Below are 17641 nucleotides of genomic sequence, written 5' to 3'. Positions count from 1 at the left end.
CGGCTATTCACTAGCCGCAATTGATAAATATTGGCCAACTCTAGTAGTTGATACAAAACCGCTAACAGCCCCACGAACGCGGTATTTAACATATCCAGCACTGCGGGTTTCTGTAGTTGTGAATGTGGTACTTGAACTGGTTGTTGCTATATATGGGCTGTTAGATGCACCTGGTTCCCCCTCAAAAAATCCGTTACTACACCCATAGTTACCCGTAATGCTTTTCTGCTGAATAACAACCCATGAAGAACCCGTCCATCTCTCTAAGTACACTGTGCCACTAACGGGTGACATAACAGGACTACTAGGACAATAAACGGAGGCAGGGGCTCCGTCACGGGGGCCATACACCGAACGCCTATGCGAATAACTAACAGCAAAATGAATTAACCCACCATTACTGGTGAATTCAATCTCTTGTGACGGTGTACTAATGAGTTGTGAAGTAGAGGCGCTGGTTTCTAGTGAACCGGCTATAAAGGTACCGCGAGTAAATGAATTACCTTGTACGTCTTTCCATTCTTTCGCGTTTTCTTTTGTTAATGCATTCAGGTTGGGTAGGCCATTTACTAAAATTTTAGGCCCATACCAATACCATAAATTATCGGGGCCAAACCCGTTCACAAACTCCACTTTTAAAAAGTTGGTGCCTATCATGTCAATGCGCGGCGATTCGATACGGGTACCCGCACGTAATACGTTACCGTCCAAGGTATCCTCAATTAAGGCGCTGCCATGGATGTGTAGCGCATAGGATTGCCACGTTGAACCCGTATAGCGTTTAGTAGTTTGTACTTTAGGATCGCTTGCCTTAAATATTGTTACAACATCACCCGTTACCGGCACACCATTAGGTACAACATTATTGGCGGTGGTGTTAGACCAACCACCCGTTGCGGTACCAATATCATAACGCCCTGCGCCTCGGGTGCCAGGGTCTGTGGTTGTAAGGGTGCCCAGTAAGCTAAATACTGAGGGCTCGCCGCCGTCCATTACTTCTAAACGTGGGCGCGCAAATTTAGCCGTGTGGCTTTGGTTCGTTACGTAATAACGATAAGCACGGTGAGTTTGCACATTACGATTAGCAATACTTTTAAAATCCGTACCGACCAATACCCGTTTACCCGTTGCTGGGTCATATACCCCTGACAAACCCGAGATAGTGCCACTGGTTTTTTTAGAGGAATGCAATACGCCAACAACTAAATACCACTTATTTAATTGTGGTAAATCACCCGACCAAAAATAAGGGTTGGTACTCGTAGCACCGGCTAAAGTTAAGCAATCGTCACAACCTAAATACAAGCTATTAGCAATGCCAATTTCTTGTTTCATCCATACTGAAAAGCGATAGGTTTTTTCATGGTTAATTGGAATATTATTCATATTCCAACCACCATCACCGCTATTATCGCCCGCTTGTGCATACCATATTGATTCGACGGTACCTAATGGGCCTGTATCAGCAATAATGGTATTTTCATCATTCGACCCATTTTGAATAAACGGCCCTTGTGAGCCACGGCGACCAATTACCCAGTAGTCAGAATGGTTAGCAAGGTTGATGCTGCCGGAGTCTTGACCATCTTGACCATCATCACCTTTTAGCATTTCACCCATAGTGATGTTGGTACATTTATCTCCCTTGGCAACAAAGGAGCAATCAAAGCGGTAAGACCCCGATGGTGTGACGGTTGAGACATAAAAAGTTAAACCGTTTTTACGGTACTCCACTTTGTTACCCACACGAACAACCGACATAACGTCTGCGTCGCTCATAGTGGTTTTCATACCTCTACTTACACCGCTTTCATAAACGAGTACATCGTTAGTTTCGTTTCGGTATATTGCAAAATCTATTGACGTAAATGTAGGGCTTGCTCCAGAATCCTTAGATAACCCCATCATGAGGCGGTTTGCCGTGTTTATCATGTTGCAAGAGACAAAACAATCTCCTGAATACAACTCTAAACCATAACCACCGGAATCCCACCCAAGCCCGCCGGTGCAAACTATCTCAGTAGGAGTTACAGCCACATTGGCTGTGGGTTTTAAAGTAAAAGCGCCAGAGCCATCCTGTGCTTTAATGTCCTCTACGCTATTAACGGTATAACCATCACCTAGCTCCATTCGGCCTTTAAATACCTGAACAGGGTTAGCAGGGTCGGTATTATCAATGTATGACGTGGGTACAAAGGTATTGCCCACCATCACGCCTTGGCGAATTACATCGCCCACCAAGTCTAAGTTACCCACTTGGCCATCGTTATAACCCACCACGCCGACGGCGCGACCATTGCTGTCTAACTGCCAGCCGCCACGGGCAACTAACTGGCCATCTACCGTTTTAAATACTTGGCGTAGCTGCTTAATGCTGGCGCTATTGGCGCCGTCACTTATTTGCATGTTGGCAATAAATTCAGCCAATGGCCCATTAACCCACGACCCACCATCAGCCACACACTGCACGGCATCGTTACTGCTAGTGATGTTACCTTGGGCATCTAAACAGTAACCTACTGCAGTACGGGTGTACTCTTTCGCTGTGGCAATGGCTTGTTCTTTTGCGTTAGCGGTATCAGTGTTAATTTTAGAGGTTAGGTTTTGCTGTAACGTTGCGTAAGCTTGGTTTTGGCTTGCAAAGGTTTCGGCCACTTCGTCAAAGCTTGATACCGTATCGGCAACAAAGGATTCAAACTCTTGATCGCGAATAGTGTTTGCTTGGTCAATAGTGGCAATGGCCGTAGTTACATCGCTAAAGCGGGCGGTTACATTGTCAAACGTTGCTTGGTAGCGTTCGTCGCGCGCTACAGTTGCTTGCTGTTCGTTTACAAAAGCTGTGTTTAATGCCTGTATTTGTGATTGGTTTTGGCCTAGCAGGGCACTTAGCTCTAGTGACTCTTGGGCAACGGCTTCAATGTCGGTGGCATTGGCTTTTAAGTTACGTTGTGCAACGGCTAACTTTACGCCTTGCTGTGCAAGTTCATTACCTTGAATGAGCTGGTTAGCGGCGGCAATCACATCATTTAAGTTTGCGTTTTTAAGCTCTAGCTCAAGCCCACGCACTTGCACTATGTTATCGCTGATAGTACCGCTAATGGCGTCTAAGTTTTGCTCAACGTTTGAAAACTTAGCATCTACGCTGCCCTCGGCGGCATTAAACGCGGTAATTTGCGTTTTAATATATGCCTCAGCCCCATTTATAAACTGCTGCGCTGCGTTTGCTTTTTCAAGGGTGTCATTATCGGTTAGCTGTTGAAGTGTCGCGCTTACTTGATACGTACTGTTAAATGTGTCGAGTATTTGGTTTACATTTGACTCTGTTTGATAACCAAATTCATCAACCCATTTAGTTGTTGCATACTGCGCCATTACCCCCGTGGCGGCGTCTATGTCGTTTTCTAGCATGGTGGCGCGGGCAGTTATATCATTGAGCGCTAAATCGTTTACACCACGTTTGCCTATTTCAATAAAATCAACATCAACATGGCCTAAGTCAAATTTTAAGCCCGCAACTTCACCGGTGTACGCATCTTCGGTGCTTAGGTCGATGTTTCGTGTTTCCCAGTTTTCTGTTTCTGGCTCTAGCACGTTTACTAATAGCTGTGATTCGCCTAGGTAAATATTACCTAACCACGGTGTATTAGCGTGCTTTCTAAAGCGAATGCGTAGCATGGGGTTTTCATCAGCAATAAAGCTGATGGCAGGCGTGTAAGCCGTGGTATTAAGTGTTACATAGCCAAGTGCGCTGTAGGTTACATCGCCAGCAAAGCCCTCAGTTGAGGTGTTGAAGTGCCAGCTATACGCGGGGGTTAATGCTTCAATGGCACCGGCTATTTCGGTGCGCATTTCTGTAAATGTGGCGCGCTGGTTTATTTTTCCTGCTTGTACTTCAAGCTCCCCCTCGGCTTGTGCTAAACGGGTATCGCTTTGTGTTATGCGGTTAGCTTGCAGGGCTATACTGGTGTTTACGCCGTCAATTAATAAGTTAGCTTCGTTAAATGCTTCATCGGTGTATGAAAACGCACGGTTAACGATTAAACCGTTTTCAGGGTCAAAGTATGCCACGGCATCAATTAAGCGCTCGCTGCCTAACTGGCGGCGTTCATATTCTTGGCGCCAGTTGGTGTAATTTGCTGATAAATCGAGTACGCCTTTTTCAATGTCTTGTCGATGGCGCTTTTCAAGGTTTAAATCACTAACGGTTTGTTCAAGTACATCGGGCAGATTGTTTTCAGTGCCAGGCCGCAAGCGATCAACTTGCTGATTCATATCCTCAATTAAAGTTTGTGCATCGGGGCTTAGCTGGGTTAATTCAACATTATTAATGTACTTGGTTAAATCAACGGTGGTCGTAGTGGCTGTTACATTAACCCAGTCACTTGCGCCCAGGTGATTAACACTGCGTACTCTAAATTTATATTCAGTTTCACTTTTTAAACCAATACGGTTATAAATCTGTGCCAACACACGTTCGCCGCTTTGCGGTTGTTCAGCTGTCCCCAAAAACTCCCATTCAAACGCGGTGCCAATGCCTGCTGCGGCAATATTAGCGGTTAATGTAATTTGGTTATAATCAACTGTTACATACACAGTCGGCAAGGTAGGGGTCAGCACACTAAATTGCACAGCAACAAGCTGTGAGCGCTGGCCAAATATGTTTTTAGCGCTAATGCGCGCGGTGTATTCTCCCAGCTGCAAATTAGGGATTGTTACTTGGGTGTATGTTACCGATGTTTTAAATACCGACTCGTTAGCAGCAGTATTAATAAACTCAACATCGTATTCATTCACTGCAAGCGGAGTAGGGTGATTCCACTTTATAATACCGTTAGCATCACCATCCACTGTTACCCGTACATCAAAAACAGGCTGTGGTTTGCCCACTAAATAGTCACTGTTTGGTGTTAAATCCTGCGCACCAGGTATTATGTTATCAGCCCATAAATCGGGGCCGTCTTCAACACACATTAAGGTCACGCCACCATCTAATCTAAAGCGGCGCTCTGTTACACGGTAAACCTTATTATTAATCGATTCGCCAGGTAAGTTTAAGTACACAGTACGGCCAACAGCTGCAGCCAAGCCTTTGTGTTTGAGGGGTAACTCTATTTCGCCTAAACGTGTTTGTTCTAAATGTATTGTCGCCAGGCGTTGTGCTGTAGTACTACTGCGCACAAAGGGGAGTGATATAGACTTTTCTAATATTTGATTATCAATAGCCTGATACCCCGCAGACACAACAGGCGGCGCGTCAGTACGGTCGTAGTTTTGTTCGGGGTCTGTAAACGTAGCACGCACAACATTAGCGCGCTCTCGTAAATCAGCATGCCATTTAATTTTAATATTACCGTGAACATCATCAGCATTTATGGTGTAGGTCGGTTCGCCATACCAGGCGCCAACACGTACATACCACTGGCCCATTTGCCTAAATATTTTACCCGCAAAACACGCTTCTAGCTGACCTAACACTTCAAGTGGCTTTGAGCTAAATGTAAAGCTACCATTGGTTGTGTAGCGCGGCTCGGTGGTAACAACGCCCTCAACGTCGGTAAATTCGGCATCTTCATCACACACGTTAATGGCAGCAATCCACCACTGTAACGGTAAACGTTCAAAAGGAACCTCATGGGCTCCATAAAAACGCACATAGTGCAGGGCGCACAGTACGGCGTTTTGGCTCCAAAGCCAGGTACCTTCATCGTCAGGGTTTTGGGCTGTATCTCGTGGGTCCCATACACGGGTACCCCGTATTAAAAAGCCCATATCGTTTATGCCATCTTCAAACACTTCACGATTATTTTCCATTTCAATAAAAACATAGCTTTGGCCAAAGCCAACATGTTTACTCGTCCATCCCGCCATTTTAGCCACCGCTTTTGCGTTAGCTGTGGTTTGGCGGCCATCGCTTAAAGAGTAATCCCAACTTTCTCGTGGGTAATCAGTGAGCTTTTTATCAGCAATGTAAATTTCTTCAAGGGCATCAATAGGGGCGCCATTAATCAATACAATTAACTGCATCCATTTTTTACCGCCTTTTTCAACTTCCGCTTGGTGGGCAATAACACCGCCAACGCGGTCACGACCAAATGTAATACGGCGGGGTTGGTCTATGCCTTTTTGTAAGCCTTGGCCAAGCGTGGCTAAATCTTTTTCAGGCACATCAGGCGATAGTGAGTCCCAAAGCGCACCCAGCCCTGTTACTTCAAATATGCTGTCTACAACATTTACAACCGTATCAACTACCTTAGACATTTCGCGGCTCCAATGGGTAAACCGCTTTTACTGTGTCCATTGGTAACGTCACTAAGCCATTTTCGCCAACACATACCACCGCATTAACGGTTACAATCCCGCCTACATATTCGTCTTTAAACTCAACTAAAGCCAAGTCACCACGTCGAGCATAGTTAATAGGTATAGCGGGGTTTAAACGGTCTTTAAACACGCTTTCAACATCGTTTAAACCACGTTTAAACAGTTGTTTAAATGCACCACTTTTAGTGCGGTATTTACCCCTAAAATCATCAGCCACATCGTTACCGGTTGCAAATAGCACCCAATCGGCTACCAATAAGCAGCAATCGTTTTTACCCCATTTAAAGGGTTCACAGTTGCGGCGGTTTATAAAAGCAGCAAGTTTAGCGCTGGCGTTCATAGCGGTTGCCTCCTATGTATTTACCAGGTTGTGTATCAGGAAGGTTTTGTTTGTTGGTCGTGGCTTGCTCACTAAAAAACACATCGCCCGGGTAAAGGGCTTTTTGGGTCGCATCATTCCAACGCTGGTGTAGCCGTGCGTCTTTCCAGCGCTCACTTTCACCTGCAACACTAAGCTGCACTTGCGATACATCGCCGCGCTCTACATCACATGCCACAATGTAGCCGCTTTCAAGTAACTGGCTTTGGCTAACACGGTAATGTTCATCAACAGTAACAAGGTAAATCTCGCAGCCCTGGCTTATCGGGTCGTTCTCGGCCACTTCGGCTAAAATTGCTTGGTCTTGAGTGTGTAGGGTTAAACGTATGCGGGCGCTGTCGTTGTTATCATTAGCGGGTATTTCACTCACAGTGCCAAGCATACCCACGCCGTGCCAAGTTAAGTTAGCAAAGCGTCGCTCGCCTACACCTGTGTGCAGCAATACATCGCCACTTTTAAGCGCGAGTCGCACAAAAAAACGAGCACGGCCACTGGTCGCCAAATCCGCAAGTAACCCTGAGTTTAAGCTCTCCATTAAAACGCCTCACGCCCTTTAATTTTCCAGCTGGTAACTATGCCGTTTTTATACTGCGCACTAGCAAGCCCTTGCTTATTATCAGCAAGTCGAAACAACCCAGCTGGTTGCTTAAATGTAATAAGGGTATTTTCTGCAGGTATTTTTCGTACAGGAGACTCAAAAATAGCCGTCGCTTGGCCAACTGAGTCACTTACCAGGTCAGCCGTTAATATTTTAAGTTCAGTGTTTTGGCCAACGCCAACTTGCATACGTTCGCCGGCAACCAGTAAGGTTTGGTTAGCGGGTAGCGCATATAAATTTAAAATATTACCGTCTTGGTTTGCACCACGCACATAGCCCGTAAAGTCTTTATCTAGCTGCTCACGGCGGTAATCGATTAACGTAAACGTGCCCACTTGCCCGCGTAGGCTGGCAATAAAGCCATCAAGGGCGAGGGCATCGCGCTCTGGCACATTGGCAAGTTCAATTTCAAATTCCCAGTAAGCACCTTCAAGGTCATAAACCTCAGTGGCGTTATTGGCTTTGTTTAAATGAGTTTGGCTATTGGGCACTAACGTAAAGTTAGAAATCTTAGGCCGTTTGGGTAAGGGGAGTGGTTGCATCGTTACCAAGTTTCATAATAAAACACTGGTAACGAGTATAAAATTTAAGGGGTAAGCTTTCGGCTGGAAAGGGGTTTACATAGTTATAGTAGTTTACGAGCTTTTAATTCAAGTAGCACTTCATCAGAAAGTGCATCAATCCAATAAACGTCTTTAAGCTGCCTACATATTAAACCAGCAATCACTGCAAAAACAAGCTCAGCCTCAATTTCTTCGCCCTTATTGGGTTGCTTGTATAGATGAAATGATATTTCAACAAACATTAACCATGTAAATATTGTTAACTTATTAAAAATAGAGATTTCTAATATAGACTTATATCTGTTGCCTTCTATGTTGCTCAATAGTAAAGCTATCGTTTTTATTTTTTCTATATAGACATTTGTACCTTCAAAAATTAACCTTTTAAAACTTAAGGAAAGCTCATCATTTTCCAGCGGTTTTGATCTCATCTCAAAAAAGTAGGCTTGTAAAAAAGTCTCAAATGGCATATCTGATTCTTTTATACTTCTGAAATCAAAATTATCATCTGTAATGATACTCCATTTTCTTTCATCATGTTTTAATTTACACTTTTTATCATTTAACTTTTTAATTTGATCAATAACTTGGAATAGCGTTTCTTTGAATACACTATAACTTTGTGTATCAGATTGCTCTTTTAAAACAATCCTTGTCTCTATGAGTTCTAATTTTTGAACTTCTAAAGCTTCTTTTGAATCCTTCCAAGTTCTATACAGCAGGAGTATAGATACGAATAATAGGATAGGGGAAAAAACATTACTGAAATATGTAGCAGTTGCGACCCATCTTTCAATAGGGGTATTTAAATTAAAATTAAATATACTGAAGAACTCAAAAACAAAAATACTACAACCAAATATTGCTATAAAGATAAAATATATTACGGGGTTTTTAATTAACTGTTTCAAAATTTTGTTTGTTGTTTTTTTAAGATTATTACTCACAAACATTCCCTTGCTTTTTAAAACTCCTTTTTACACCAATCTCAAGCACTTAACAACTAAGCAGCACCACGTACTGCACGAATAATTGCACCATTACTTTGTATATTAGCCACTACAACACCCACCACCTGGCGGGCTATGTCTTGGCCAACCGCTTGCGATGTTTGCTCATTAGCACCACCTTGCACGGTAATTTGGTTGGTTATATGTATATTTACACCACCAGAGCCGCCACCATCATTAGCCGCACCACCTGCGTTGTAACGCCGTGCCATTTGGCTAATTTCAGTATTTTGTTTAGGGCTTAATACACGCTCGCCACGTTGTAATACATAGGTAGATTCATTCGGCACATAATCTAAGCCACCGTGGGCAATACCCGCTGGCTGTTGGGCTTTTATTTGGCGAACTTGTTGTAAACCCATCATAACCGCTGCCGCAGCTGCAACACCACCCAGTACTGGGCCAACAATAGGAATAGGAGCCAAAGACGTATAAGCCGCTGTTGCACCTTGGTAGGTATTTATAACAGCTTGCGCAATTGCAAACGCTTTATAGGCTTTAAATGCTGTTTTACTTTGTCCAGCCATTGCTTTAAAAGTAGTGGCACCCAAGCCAACAATGGCGTTAGATTTTTCAGCTTCTGTTTTTTTCTCAAAGTTAGCAAACGCTAAAATGTTGCTTTGTAAAGCACCTGTGTGGCGTGTTTTAATTTGCATCAACCGTTCTTGGTGTGCGGCTTCACTCGCTTCACGTTGGCTATGGTAGCCATTTGCAGCATTAAGTTCAGATTGGCGCTCTAACTCACGAATTTGGTTATCTGCGTTATATTTAAGCTCGCCACTTTCATCATTGGCCGCTAAACCTAATTGTGAGCGTCGCTTGGCATCAACCCGTGCTTGTTGGCGTGCTTGTTCTACACTTAGTTCGTTATTATAAGCGGCAAGTGCTTCACGTCCAGCAAAGCCTTTAACGGTAGCAATACGGTTTTCTAAATCACGCTGTAAATCGTTTTTACGTTTTTCTTCAGCTTGATTTTGTATACGTGTTTTTTCGGTTTCACGTTTTAGTGTAATTGCTTTTAGGTCTTCACCGTATTTAACATCAAGTTGTTTTAAAATGGCGTCGTATTTAACTTTGTTAGCCGTATCGTTCTCACGAGCAACAATGACCATTTGCTTACGTTTTTCGTAGCTGTCTTTTAAGCGGGCTTCTTCGCCCATTAGGCTTACTTCTAAACGCTTAATGTTATCGGGCAGGGCGCTTGAGCTAACAGGGGCAGGCTTAGGCTTTTCTGTTTCTTTAATGGCAAGCACTTGTTGTAGCGCCACAATTTCATTTTTTAAATCAGTAACGCGCTGTTGTGCAGCTTCAACGTCAGAAAACTTGCCTTTTAAAAACGGGTTATTAAAACGTTCCCTTGCTTCATCGGCCATTTGAATCGCATTTTTAATGCGGCCCTGTGCCATTAACAACAAACCTTGTGCCTGGCTACTTGTTAAATTGGCATACGGGTTTAGGTCTTTACTGGCTTCTTTTAGTTTATTAACTGAGTCGGTAGCGTCATCGCCCTGGCTTGCAAAATAAGCAAGGCCAAGCCCAGCCGTTACCAGTAATCCGACGGGTCCACCTAACAAGCCCATTACTGTGCTAAGGCCACGTGCGGCTAACGTTGCACGCCCAGCGGCAGCAGTATAAATGTTGGTAGCGGTAGTGGCCGCAGCTTGTGTTGCTGTATAGCGCGTATTAGCAGCAGCCAAGCGGGAAACAGCTGCAGTACGTAAGTTGGTGGTATTAGCCACAGCCAATGTATGCTGTGCATATGCTTTCATTTGTGCAGCGCGTTGTAGCTCTAAAGCTGCATTAGCTTGGTTTTGTTTTGCAAGGGCTGCATCCGCAATTAATGCGCGGTTCTTGGCAGCAACGCTAGTAACATAACCCGAAGCACTGGCACTTAATCCTGCAACTAAATGGCCTGTAAGTACCGTAGCTAATGCACCGGTTGCCACCACTAAATTATTCACAGCCTCTTCGTTTTCACGTAAATACGCCATGGTATCGGTAATTGAGTCAACCACGCTGGTAACAGCAAAGTTTACTGGTTCTTCGTATTTGCGTATTAAGCGTTGGTACTCGTTACCCATTTCAGCAAAGCTGGCGTTTATTTTACCCTCAGTGGCCTCGGCCGCACCGGCATAATCGTTAAGCGCTTTGATCAGATAGTTTTTAAACATCTGGCTGGTTACTTGGCCATCGTTCACCATTTGCCTAAAACCGCCGGCGGCTTTACCCGCTGCTTTATCGAGTTTTTGTAAAAGCCCTGGCATAGGCTCGGTTACTTGGTTTAGCTCTTCTGCACGTAAAACGCCGGCAGTCATCCCTTGGGTCATACCAAACAAACTCTGCCCAAGCTGCACATTGCTTGCACCTGTTTTAGCAGCGGCGTTAGCCATGCCCTCTAAAATCGCTTTACCTTGGGTTTGAGTAACAACGCCAACCTCTTGCAGGGTTAAAATTTTACTGTAAGAGTCGGCAAGGGTGGTGTAACCGGTATTTAAGCGATCAGATGTAGCAAATAAATACTCTTGTACTTTGGCATAGTTTTCAGCTGAGCCCGTTAATCCCTTTAACCTGGTATCTAGCAATTGTGCAGCACCTGTGTCACGCACAAACATAGTCGCGGTACCAATACCCACTAAAGTCGTGAGGGTTGCGCCTATTTGTGCATAGGCGCTATTCATTAACCCGAGTTGACGGGTCATAGCGCCTTGCTGTTGCATAATGCGGGCTTGGCTTGCGCCTAATTGCTGGTTAGCCGCAACCTGGCGCTGTACTGCTTGGGGTATGCGGTTTAGTTCGTTTACGTTTTGGCGCGCACCGGTGGTAACTGCTTTACCGTCATAGGATAAGCGTAACGCCAAATTCAAGTTGTTGCTCATCGGGTCGCCTTATTAGTCCAATTATGGTGCGCTCTAGGGTTTGCAGTTTTGCAAAATCGTCGGTGTTAAGGGTTATATTTGCATAGCGCCAGGCTATATCAGCCCTGGCATAGTCAAGGGCAATTTCTACCCCGTCGTTATCCCGTTGCCACTGGCTACTGGCAGTGGTTAATGCAATTACAGCCGTATGGTTCTGGGGCAATACAAACAATGTTTCCTCATCGTGTGGCACAACCTGTTTAGGTGCGCCAAAATGGGCTTCGTCGTCATCAAGAGTTTTACTGTCTGCTGCTAGGTCGCCCAAAAACCACCTAGCAACATCGGCTAGTTTTTTTCAGTGATACGGTACTGAGCGTTAATACACTCAACACTTAAGCGGGCAGTTAGTCCACTATAAACAAGCAGCTCTTCAAGGGTACTTTTATCAAATGGCACCTCTTTACCGTCATCAATAAAGTCATCCCAACCCACTAACAGCTCGCGTACTATTTCGCCATCAGTCGTGCCTTGTGTTTCAGTCAGTGTTTTAAGCTCGTTTTCAGGTACCAGTTTAATTTTTGCCGTAAACTTAAAAGGTAGCCCACCAAATTCAAAATTAAGCGTGGCGCTTATAACCGCATTTTTTAACGCGTTTAATAGTTTTAATTTCATTTTTGCTGTCCTAATTTGTTATTTATGAATAACTAACTTACTCAAACACTATCGTTAGTTCGTCATAGCCTGCACCACTGGGCACTAGCTTGCCGTCAAACTCATAACCAGTTAATTCTGAGTCCAGGCTGGTGTACTTAGGCCACGGCATTTGGTAACGGCCAATAATCGTTACTTTTTTACCTGTGGCTGTGCCATGGGTAAACTCAAACATTTGCACTTTAGCAACGTCATCAAACGGGTTAAAGGTGGCCAGTTCTTCAGCTGTTAGCGTAAAATTAGCGCTGCTTTCATGACCGGTTATCATTATTTCTTCGTGGTTAATGGCGCGGTCAAACACCACGTTATTACCTAAATCAATGGTAATTTTGTGCAGCGTACGTTTAATATCATTAAGCTTAAAATCACTGCTATTACTTACGCCAAGTACTTCAGGGCGTACCCAACGATCCCAATCAACCGCAGGGGCGGCAGTACTTGCAACCGGCGCACTAAACAAGCCTTTAAACTGCCAGTTAAGCATGGGCTTACCTTTTTCAAGCGCAAAGCTCACGTTGCCTTTCATTTCGCTAATGTTGTGGGTATTTTTACCAAAGCGTACTAAACATGTAACTGCAACAGCGGCCCCTTTTGTAAAGGTAACGCTTGTTGCATCCGCAACTTGCACCATGCCGCAAGCAAGTAGCAGCGGGGCAAAGGCAGGTTCGTTACCAGCTGTGCCGCTCATGGCAAGTGGGGTTTTAAAGTTAAGGCTTATATGCTCACCATAAAAGGTTTCCATACTGGCACCGCTGTAGCTGGTTTCTAGCTCGTCTTTTTCACTTTCGCTTTCAAGCGATAATTCAACGTCACTGGCATAAATGGCATGCAGGCCCGTTAAGGTTGTGCCCAGGGCATCGGCTAAAATGAGTTTGTCTTTAAATCGCCAGCTACTCATGATTTATTCTCCACTTTAATTAGCTCACCGCTTTTTAAGTTAAAAGCGCCGGCTATTTCATCTCTGTTACCTTTTGCTTTAGCTAAAGCCTGGTTAATGTTTTGGGCAATCGTCATCGCGCGGGACATTTTAGGCTTTATGTTCACGTCAGCCTGTTGTTCAGCGGGTTTACTCGATTGCGGCTCGGTCTGTTTGCTCATGGCATCACCTTCACAGTTACGGTATGTAGGCCAGTTACACTAAACTGGCACTGGTAAATTAAGTTATTAGTTTGCTTGCTAAGCTCAATTGTGCGGCCCTTATCAAGCTTTATAGGGTTCCAACCTGCGAACTGGCAACCTGCTACAGCAGCTTTAACATCACTGCGTAATTGCTTTATTTGCATATCGCTGTGGGCATTACCTGCAGAGCAGGGGATCACAATCATCACTGCAAACACATCTTTAATTTGGTATTCGTCAAGGCCGTGTACTTCATTAGTGTTGGTGTTGTCATCGGCCAGCGGCAATACAAACAACTGGGCACTGTGTACAGCATGCTCGCGCACATGGTTAAAGTCGCTAGCAAACCCTACTGTTGCATTAATCACTGTGTTACTTAGCAGGGTTTCTATGTTGTTTAAATCAAAGTTAAATGCCATTTAAATGCTCTTTAAATTAACCAATCAGTAATAATGTCGTTAATCTCAGTTTCTTGCACAGCAGCTATACCAATAATTGGCCGTGCGGGTAACTTAACGTTTTTATTGCGGCCCGTTTCACCACCAAAGTGATGTATTGCTGAGTACTTTTCACCTAAGCCATGCTCAAGCGTATTACCGTTTACGTTGTGCGTAACAGAGCCTGCAAGGTTGCGCTCATCGGTTAGTGTTAAACCGCCACGGTCTTTTGCTGCTTGCGATTGCTCCCATTTACGGCCTTCGGGTGTTACTTCACGTAAAAATCGGGTTGTAACGTCCATGTCTAAAAATGCACCAATATCATCCAATACATCAGCGGGTTCACCACTTGTATTTGCAATTTGGGTTAAGCGCGGCAGGGCATTACCCGTTATGTGTATAAATACACCCGCCAATTTAATAACCTGGCCAATTAAATTGAGAGCCTGCAGGTTTAGTTCGCATCCCAGTTCTTACGCCTGCAGGCGCATCTTCCTTAATTTGGATCACACCTTTACTAACCTTATCGAGCATTGCCATGGCGTTACTTTTTAGGGTTTTAAGGTTTTCGTCAGCAATGTTAGGGGCTAACTCACAATGCATTAAATCGTTAGCTATGCCTGGCAATACCGAGTTGTTTATATCGTCTTGGTTTAATGCAAACCGTGCTACATAGCCTGCTATAACCGCATTTACATTTTTTTGTGCTTGTACATACCAGGCATTAATTTGCTCTTGCAACTCGTTGTACGTTTCGCTTAAAAGCGCTGCTTCAACATCGTCGCGCGTTGGGCGGCTTCCAACCGCAGCAAACTTAGCAGTCGCAAATTGCAACAGCGTATTAATGCCAACTTTATCTATAACTGCTTGTTCTGTCGTAAACATGGGCACCTCAGTTAGTAAAAAAAGGCCCCGAGCAAGTCGGTACTGGGGCCTTTACACAGGGAACAACAATAATTAATTATGCTGGCGTCAGCACGTTGGTCAGCAAAATACCGCAGTCTTTTGCAATAATTTGCTCTTGCACCGATTCGCCTACCATAATTTCAACCCCACCATTTATGCCCGCAGCTACGTCACGGTTGCCCGATGTACGCGAGCCATAACGTGCAGTGAGTGCAAAGGTCATGCGGTTGTTGTTAAACGACGCTAGCGGGTCGTGATACGTAAACGACAGGGTATCTTGCCAAACCTTTTGTAAGTTAACGGCTTGGCCTTTTTTAGCCGTGTTTAGGCGCGCTTGGCCAACGGTTATATGCTCAAGCTCTAGCACTTCTTTAATGTAGCTCCACGGCACTAAGCCCTGGTCGCCACTAGTGCCATTAAACGCTTTAAGTAACTTAGGGTGTGTACGCAATTTAGTTGCCACGCTTTGCGATACTGTCATTGCATTAGGGCGCATAAGTGGCGCATCTAGCATTTCTAAAAAAAACGGTAAAATATCAAGTGCAGGGTCATCTAAACGCTTGTGGCCTGCTGCAGCTAACGATTGAGTATTGCCAAAGTTAGCCGCTTTGTTATACATAGTTGCCACACGTATTTCACGGTTAAGCAAAACTAAGTCAGTTAAGCTTTCAGCGGCATGGGTTCGCGGGTTGTAGTTTGCTGGCGCATTGGTTACATCATCATTCGGCACCACATCAGACAAACCATGATCAACCACTGAACCGGTTTTCTCTTCAACACTAAACTCAACTTGATTCGGCGATGACTTACGGCCAATTTTATCGTCTACAACGGTAAACTTTTCGCCTTTTTTATATTCGGTCCACTTATAGTTACGTAAACCAACGGGCGAATAAGGGGCAAGCGTGTCTGCAACTAACGCTCTATTACGATAAGCAATGGCTATGGCCGTTTGCTCAACATCGGGGGTAAATGGCATACCATTACTCATGGCAAATCCTCACTATTAATAATTAAGTTAACCCAAGCGCCTTAAGCGCTTGGAATTGTTGCTACTACATGCGGGTTTAAAAACACGTCGCCAATCACTCCAGCTTCGCCGTCTTCCATTACCCAACCTGCAACGTATACTTCGGTTTGGCCCACAAAGTTAGCAGGGTCAAACTCAACGGCTTTACCTTCGCTATCAGCAACAATTGGGGTGCCTGCAATTAACGCTTCACCAAACTCAACTGGGGCACTTTGTGTCATTACTACATCAACACGTAAATGCTCGTCAGTGCCTTGCTCTGTTACACCGGCATACATTGCGCTGGCATCAACCGCTAACCCAACATGAAAGTCAGCCGCAGCCGATACAACCACTAAGCGGTTAGCCGGTATAACGTCTTCAGCACTAAAGTTTCTTATAAATCCTGGTTGTGCCATGGTTTTATGCCTTTTTAATGTGGTCTAACGCGGCAGTTATACTAATTTCAATGCCTTTGCTAGATTGTGATTGTTGAAATTCCAGTGCTTTTGCTGCCAATGCTTCTGCACTGTCGTCAGTCACTTCGCCGTCTTTATCGTCCTTGTTAAACTCGTGAGTTAAACCCGTTTGTTCAGGCAAACCTTTTAAAAAGCCTTCAAACCACGCTGCAGGTTTAAGTTCCTGGCTTTTACCGTCTGCGGCAGCAAACTCAAAGGTGGTGTCGCCATCGTCAAGCTTGGCCATAAACTCAGCCACACCCTCTGTGTTTGTTAAGCGCGGGGCTTTGCCGCCATTAATTTCGGTGTTAATAAAGGTGTTAGCTGCTGCAACACGCTGCGCGAATTCAAGCTGTGCGTTTTTAGCGTTAGCTGCATCAATCTGGTCTTGCAGCGCCTTTCTTTCTTTTTCATCCATTGCATGGTCCTCATGGGTGGGTGGTGTGGCGTCATCATCGCCTTTACTAAATTCGGCTCCCTCGCCACTATTCACCTTGGCACGTTCGTGCTCAGCAATAATGGTTTCTTCTTTTAACCATTCGCTTTCGTAGTCGGGCACAACTTTATCAGCCGCTTCACTGCCAAAACGGTCAGTTATAAAGTTGCGTAAATTGCCCATTAGGCGGGTAAGGGTGTTTGACGTGCGCAGCGATATGTTGTCAATATCACCTGCAGCAAATTCTAGGGTTAGGGTATCGGCGTCATCACTTTGGTTAAACTGCCAGGCTAAACCGTCAACGGCAGGGGGCTTGCCACCTAAGTAACCAATGTGGGCAAGTTGGTAGCCATTAGCCACCTTTTCAAGCTTAACCGAGCGGTTAGGGTAGCGCTTGCTTTGTACCGCTTGGGCAAATTCAGCACACACATCTTCTGCTTTAGCAAACAAAGAGCCACCTTCTGCTTTTAGCTCACTGGCCCAACCCCATGCAGGGTCGTCCATTTTTGGGTGGCCAATAACCAGTGGTGCGGTTTTAGGTTTAAAGTTAGCGACTACGCTGTTTAAATCAGCATCGCTAAATGTGTGCTCAACGCCTTTAGAGTCGGTTTGTGTACCAGCTCTAAATACTTCAAACCAATTAAAAGAGGTGTTTGGGGTTGTTTTGTTTGCCATGTTCCAAGTGCCAATAAACTAACTAAGTGGCACCCAGTGTATGCGGGGAGTGGCTATTGAACCGCTGGAAAAGACTTTACAGCGTTAACAATGGGGTAACGTATATAGGCTAAGCGGGTATTTATAAAGTATCAACTATTATTAATAGTTAAATAATTTAACCT

General features: G+C 44.6%; 16 protein-coding genes. All 16 read right to left on the bottom strand.

The features are described 5' to 3' along the window. Positions 1 to 3 precede the first annotated feature (3 nt). The 16 genes from ACNSN3_RS07010 to ACNSN3_RS06935 all read right to left on the bottom strand — a co-directional run bounded on the left by ACNSN3_RS07010 (position 4) and on the right by ACNSN3_RS06935 (position 17477). The gene (locus ACNSN3_RS07010) at positions 4 to 6258 is read right to left on the bottom strand and encodes a phage tail protein (protein WP_418608890.1); all 6255 of its coding nucleotides are present in this window, start codon (positions 6256 to 6258) and stop codon (positions 4 to 6) included. Continuing rightward, positions 6251 to 6661, bottom strand: coding sequence for a DUF6950 family protein (locus tag ACNSN3_RS07005; protein WP_368484783.1), 411 nt, complete (start codon positions 6659 to 6661; stop codon positions 6251 to 6253). The genes ACNSN3_RS07010 and ACNSN3_RS07005 overlap by 8 nt, the downstream gene beginning before the upstream one ends. Then, entirely contained in the window at positions 6645 to 7235 is a 591-nt protein-coding gene (locus ACNSN3_RS07000; protein ID WP_418608888.1) for a hypothetical protein, read from the bottom strand. Before ACNSN3_RS07000 ends, ACNSN3_RS07005 begins: the two co-directional genes overlap by 17 nt. Next, the gene (locus tag ACNSN3_RS06995) at positions 7235 to 7840 is read right to left on the bottom strand and encodes a hypothetical protein (RefSeq protein WP_368484782.1); all 606 of its coding nucleotides are present in this window, start codon (positions 7838 to 7840) and stop codon (positions 7235 to 7237) included. Before ACNSN3_RS06995 ends, ACNSN3_RS07000 begins: the two co-directional genes overlap by 1 nt. Positions 7841 to 7923: 83 nt before the next feature. Beyond that, on the bottom strand, positions 7924 to 8808 hold the full coding sequence (locus ACNSN3_RS06990; RefSeq protein ID WP_368484781.1) for a hypothetical protein: 885 nt from the start codon (positions 8806 to 8808) through the stop codon (positions 7924 to 7926). Between the two features lie 56 nt (positions 8809 to 8864). After that, a complete protein-coding gene (locus ACNSN3_RS06985) occupies positions 8865 to 11747 on the bottom strand; it encodes a tape measure protein (RefSeq protein ID WP_418608886.1) in 2883 nt (960 codons plus the stop codon). Continuing rightward, positions 11707 to 12051, bottom strand: coding sequence for a hypothetical protein (locus tag ACNSN3_RS06980; RefSeq protein WP_368484779.1), 345 nt, complete (start codon positions 12049 to 12051; stop codon positions 11707 to 11709). The genes ACNSN3_RS06985 and ACNSN3_RS06980 overlap by 41 nt, the downstream gene beginning before the upstream one ends. Before the next feature lie 20 nt (positions 12052 to 12071). Then, a complete protein-coding gene (locus ACNSN3_RS06975; RefSeq protein ID WP_418608884.1) occupies positions 12072 to 12398 on the bottom strand; it encodes a hypothetical protein in 327 nt (108 codons plus the stop codon). A 37-nt stretch (positions 12399 to 12435) separates the two neighbouring features. Further along, the gene (locus ACNSN3_RS06970; RefSeq protein ID WP_368484777.1) at positions 12436 to 13335 is read right to left on the bottom strand and encodes a hypothetical protein; all 900 of its coding nucleotides are present in this window, start codon (positions 13333 to 13335) and stop codon (positions 12436 to 12438) included. Further along, a complete protein-coding gene (locus ACNSN3_RS06965) occupies positions 13332 to 13535 on the bottom strand; it encodes a hypothetical protein (RefSeq protein WP_418608882.1) in 204 nt (67 codons plus the stop codon). Before ACNSN3_RS06965 ends, ACNSN3_RS06970 begins: the two co-directional genes overlap by 4 nt. Then, positions 13532 to 13975: a phage tail terminator protein gene (locus ACNSN3_RS06960; RefSeq protein WP_368484775.1), complete on the bottom strand. Its 444-nt coding sequence runs from the start codon at positions 13973 to 13975 to the stop codon at positions 13532 to 13534. Before ACNSN3_RS06960 ends, ACNSN3_RS06965 begins: the two co-directional genes overlap by 4 nt. Positions 13976 to 13986: 11 nt before the next feature. Next, positions 13987 to 14409, bottom strand: a complete 423-nt coding sequence (locus tag ACNSN3_RS06955; protein ID WP_368484774.1) for a phage virion morphogenesis protein — start codon at positions 14407 to 14409, stop codon at positions 13987 to 13989. Between the two features lies 1 nt (position 14410). Then, positions 14411 to 14878, bottom strand: a complete 468-nt coding sequence (locus ACNSN3_RS06950) for a hypothetical protein (RefSeq protein WP_368484773.1) — start codon at positions 14876 to 14878, stop codon at positions 14411 to 14413. 76 nt (positions 14879 to 14954) lie between these two features. Next, on the bottom strand, positions 14955 to 15890 hold the full coding sequence (locus ACNSN3_RS06945; protein ID WP_418608881.1) for a capsid protein: 936 nt from the start codon (positions 15888 to 15890) through the stop codon (positions 14955 to 14957). 41 nt (positions 15891 to 15931) lie between these two features. After that, positions 15932 to 16327: a hypothetical protein gene (locus ACNSN3_RS06940; RefSeq protein WP_368484771.1), complete on the bottom strand. Its 396-nt coding sequence runs from the start codon at positions 16325 to 16327 to the stop codon at positions 15932 to 15934. 4 nt (positions 16328 to 16331) lie between these two features. Next, positions 16332 to 17477 (bottom strand): hypothetical protein, encoded by a 1146-nt coding sequence (locus tag ACNSN3_RS06935; protein WP_418608880.1) that lies wholly within the window; start codon positions 17475 to 17477, stop codon positions 16332 to 16334. Between the last annotated feature and the right edge of the window lie 164 nt (positions 17478 to 17641).

The sequence above is a fragment of the Pseudoalteromonas sp. US3C1004 genome, assembly GCF_048401065.1.
In the GTDB taxonomy this organism is placed as follows: Bacteria; Pseudomonadota; Gammaproteobacteria; order Enterobacterales; family Alteromonadaceae; genus Pseudoalteromonas; species Pseudoalteromonas undina.
This window is presented reverse-complemented; position numbering and strand designations above follow the sequence as displayed.

Bases quoted from the DNA above. Each gene is read 5' to 3' on its own strand.
- ACNSN3_RS06950 (WP_368484773.1), bottom strand. From the start codon at position 14,878: ATGTTTACGACAGAACAAGCAGTTATAGATAAAGTTGGCATTAATACG.
- ACNSN3_RS06935 (WP_418608880.1), bottom strand. From the start codon at position 17,477: ATGGCAAACAAAACAACCCCAAACACCTCTTTTAATTGGTTTGAAGTA.
- ACNSN3_RS06960 (WP_368484775.1), bottom strand. From the start codon at position 13,975: ATGGCATTTAACTTTGATTTAAACAACATAGAAACCCTGCTAAGTAAC.
- ACNSN3_RS06975 (WP_418608884.1), bottom strand. From the start codon at position 12,398: ATGAAATTAAAACTATTAAACGCGTTAAAAAATGCGGTTATAAGCGCC.
- ACNSN3_RS07005 (WP_368484783.1), bottom strand. From the start codon at position 6,661: ATGAACGCCAGCGCTAAACTTGCTGCTTTTATAAACCGCCGCAACTGT.
- ACNSN3_RS06970 (WP_368484777.1), bottom strand. From the start codon at position 13,335: ATGAGTAGCTGGCGATTTAAAGACAAACTCATTTTAGCCGATGCCCTG.
- ACNSN3_RS06945 (WP_418608881.1), bottom strand. From the start codon at position 15,890: ATGAGTAATGGTATGCCATTTACCCCCGATGTTGAGCAAACGGCCATA.
- ACNSN3_RS06985 (WP_418608886.1), bottom strand. From the start codon at position 11,747: ATGAGCAACAACTTGAATTTGGCGTTACGCTTATCCTATGACGGTAAA.
- ACNSN3_RS06995 (WP_368484782.1), bottom strand. From the start codon at position 7,840: ATGCAACCACTCCCCTTACCCAAACGGCCTAAGATTTCTAACTTTACG.
- ACNSN3_RS06940 (WP_368484771.1), bottom strand. From the start codon at position 16,327: ATGGCACAACCAGGATTTATAAGAAACTTTAGTGCTGAAGACGTTATA.
- ACNSN3_RS07000 (WP_418608888.1), bottom strand. From the start codon at position 7,235: ATGGAGAGCTTAAACTCAGGGTTACTTGCGGATTTGGCGACCAGTGGC.
- ACNSN3_RS07010 (WP_418608890.1), bottom strand. From the start codon at position 6,258: ATGTCTAAGGTAGTTGATACGGTTGTAAATGTTGTAGACAGCATATTT.
- ACNSN3_RS06965 (WP_418608882.1), bottom strand. From the start codon at position 13,535: ATGAGCAAACAGACCGAGCCGCAATCGAGTAAACCCGCTGAACAACAG.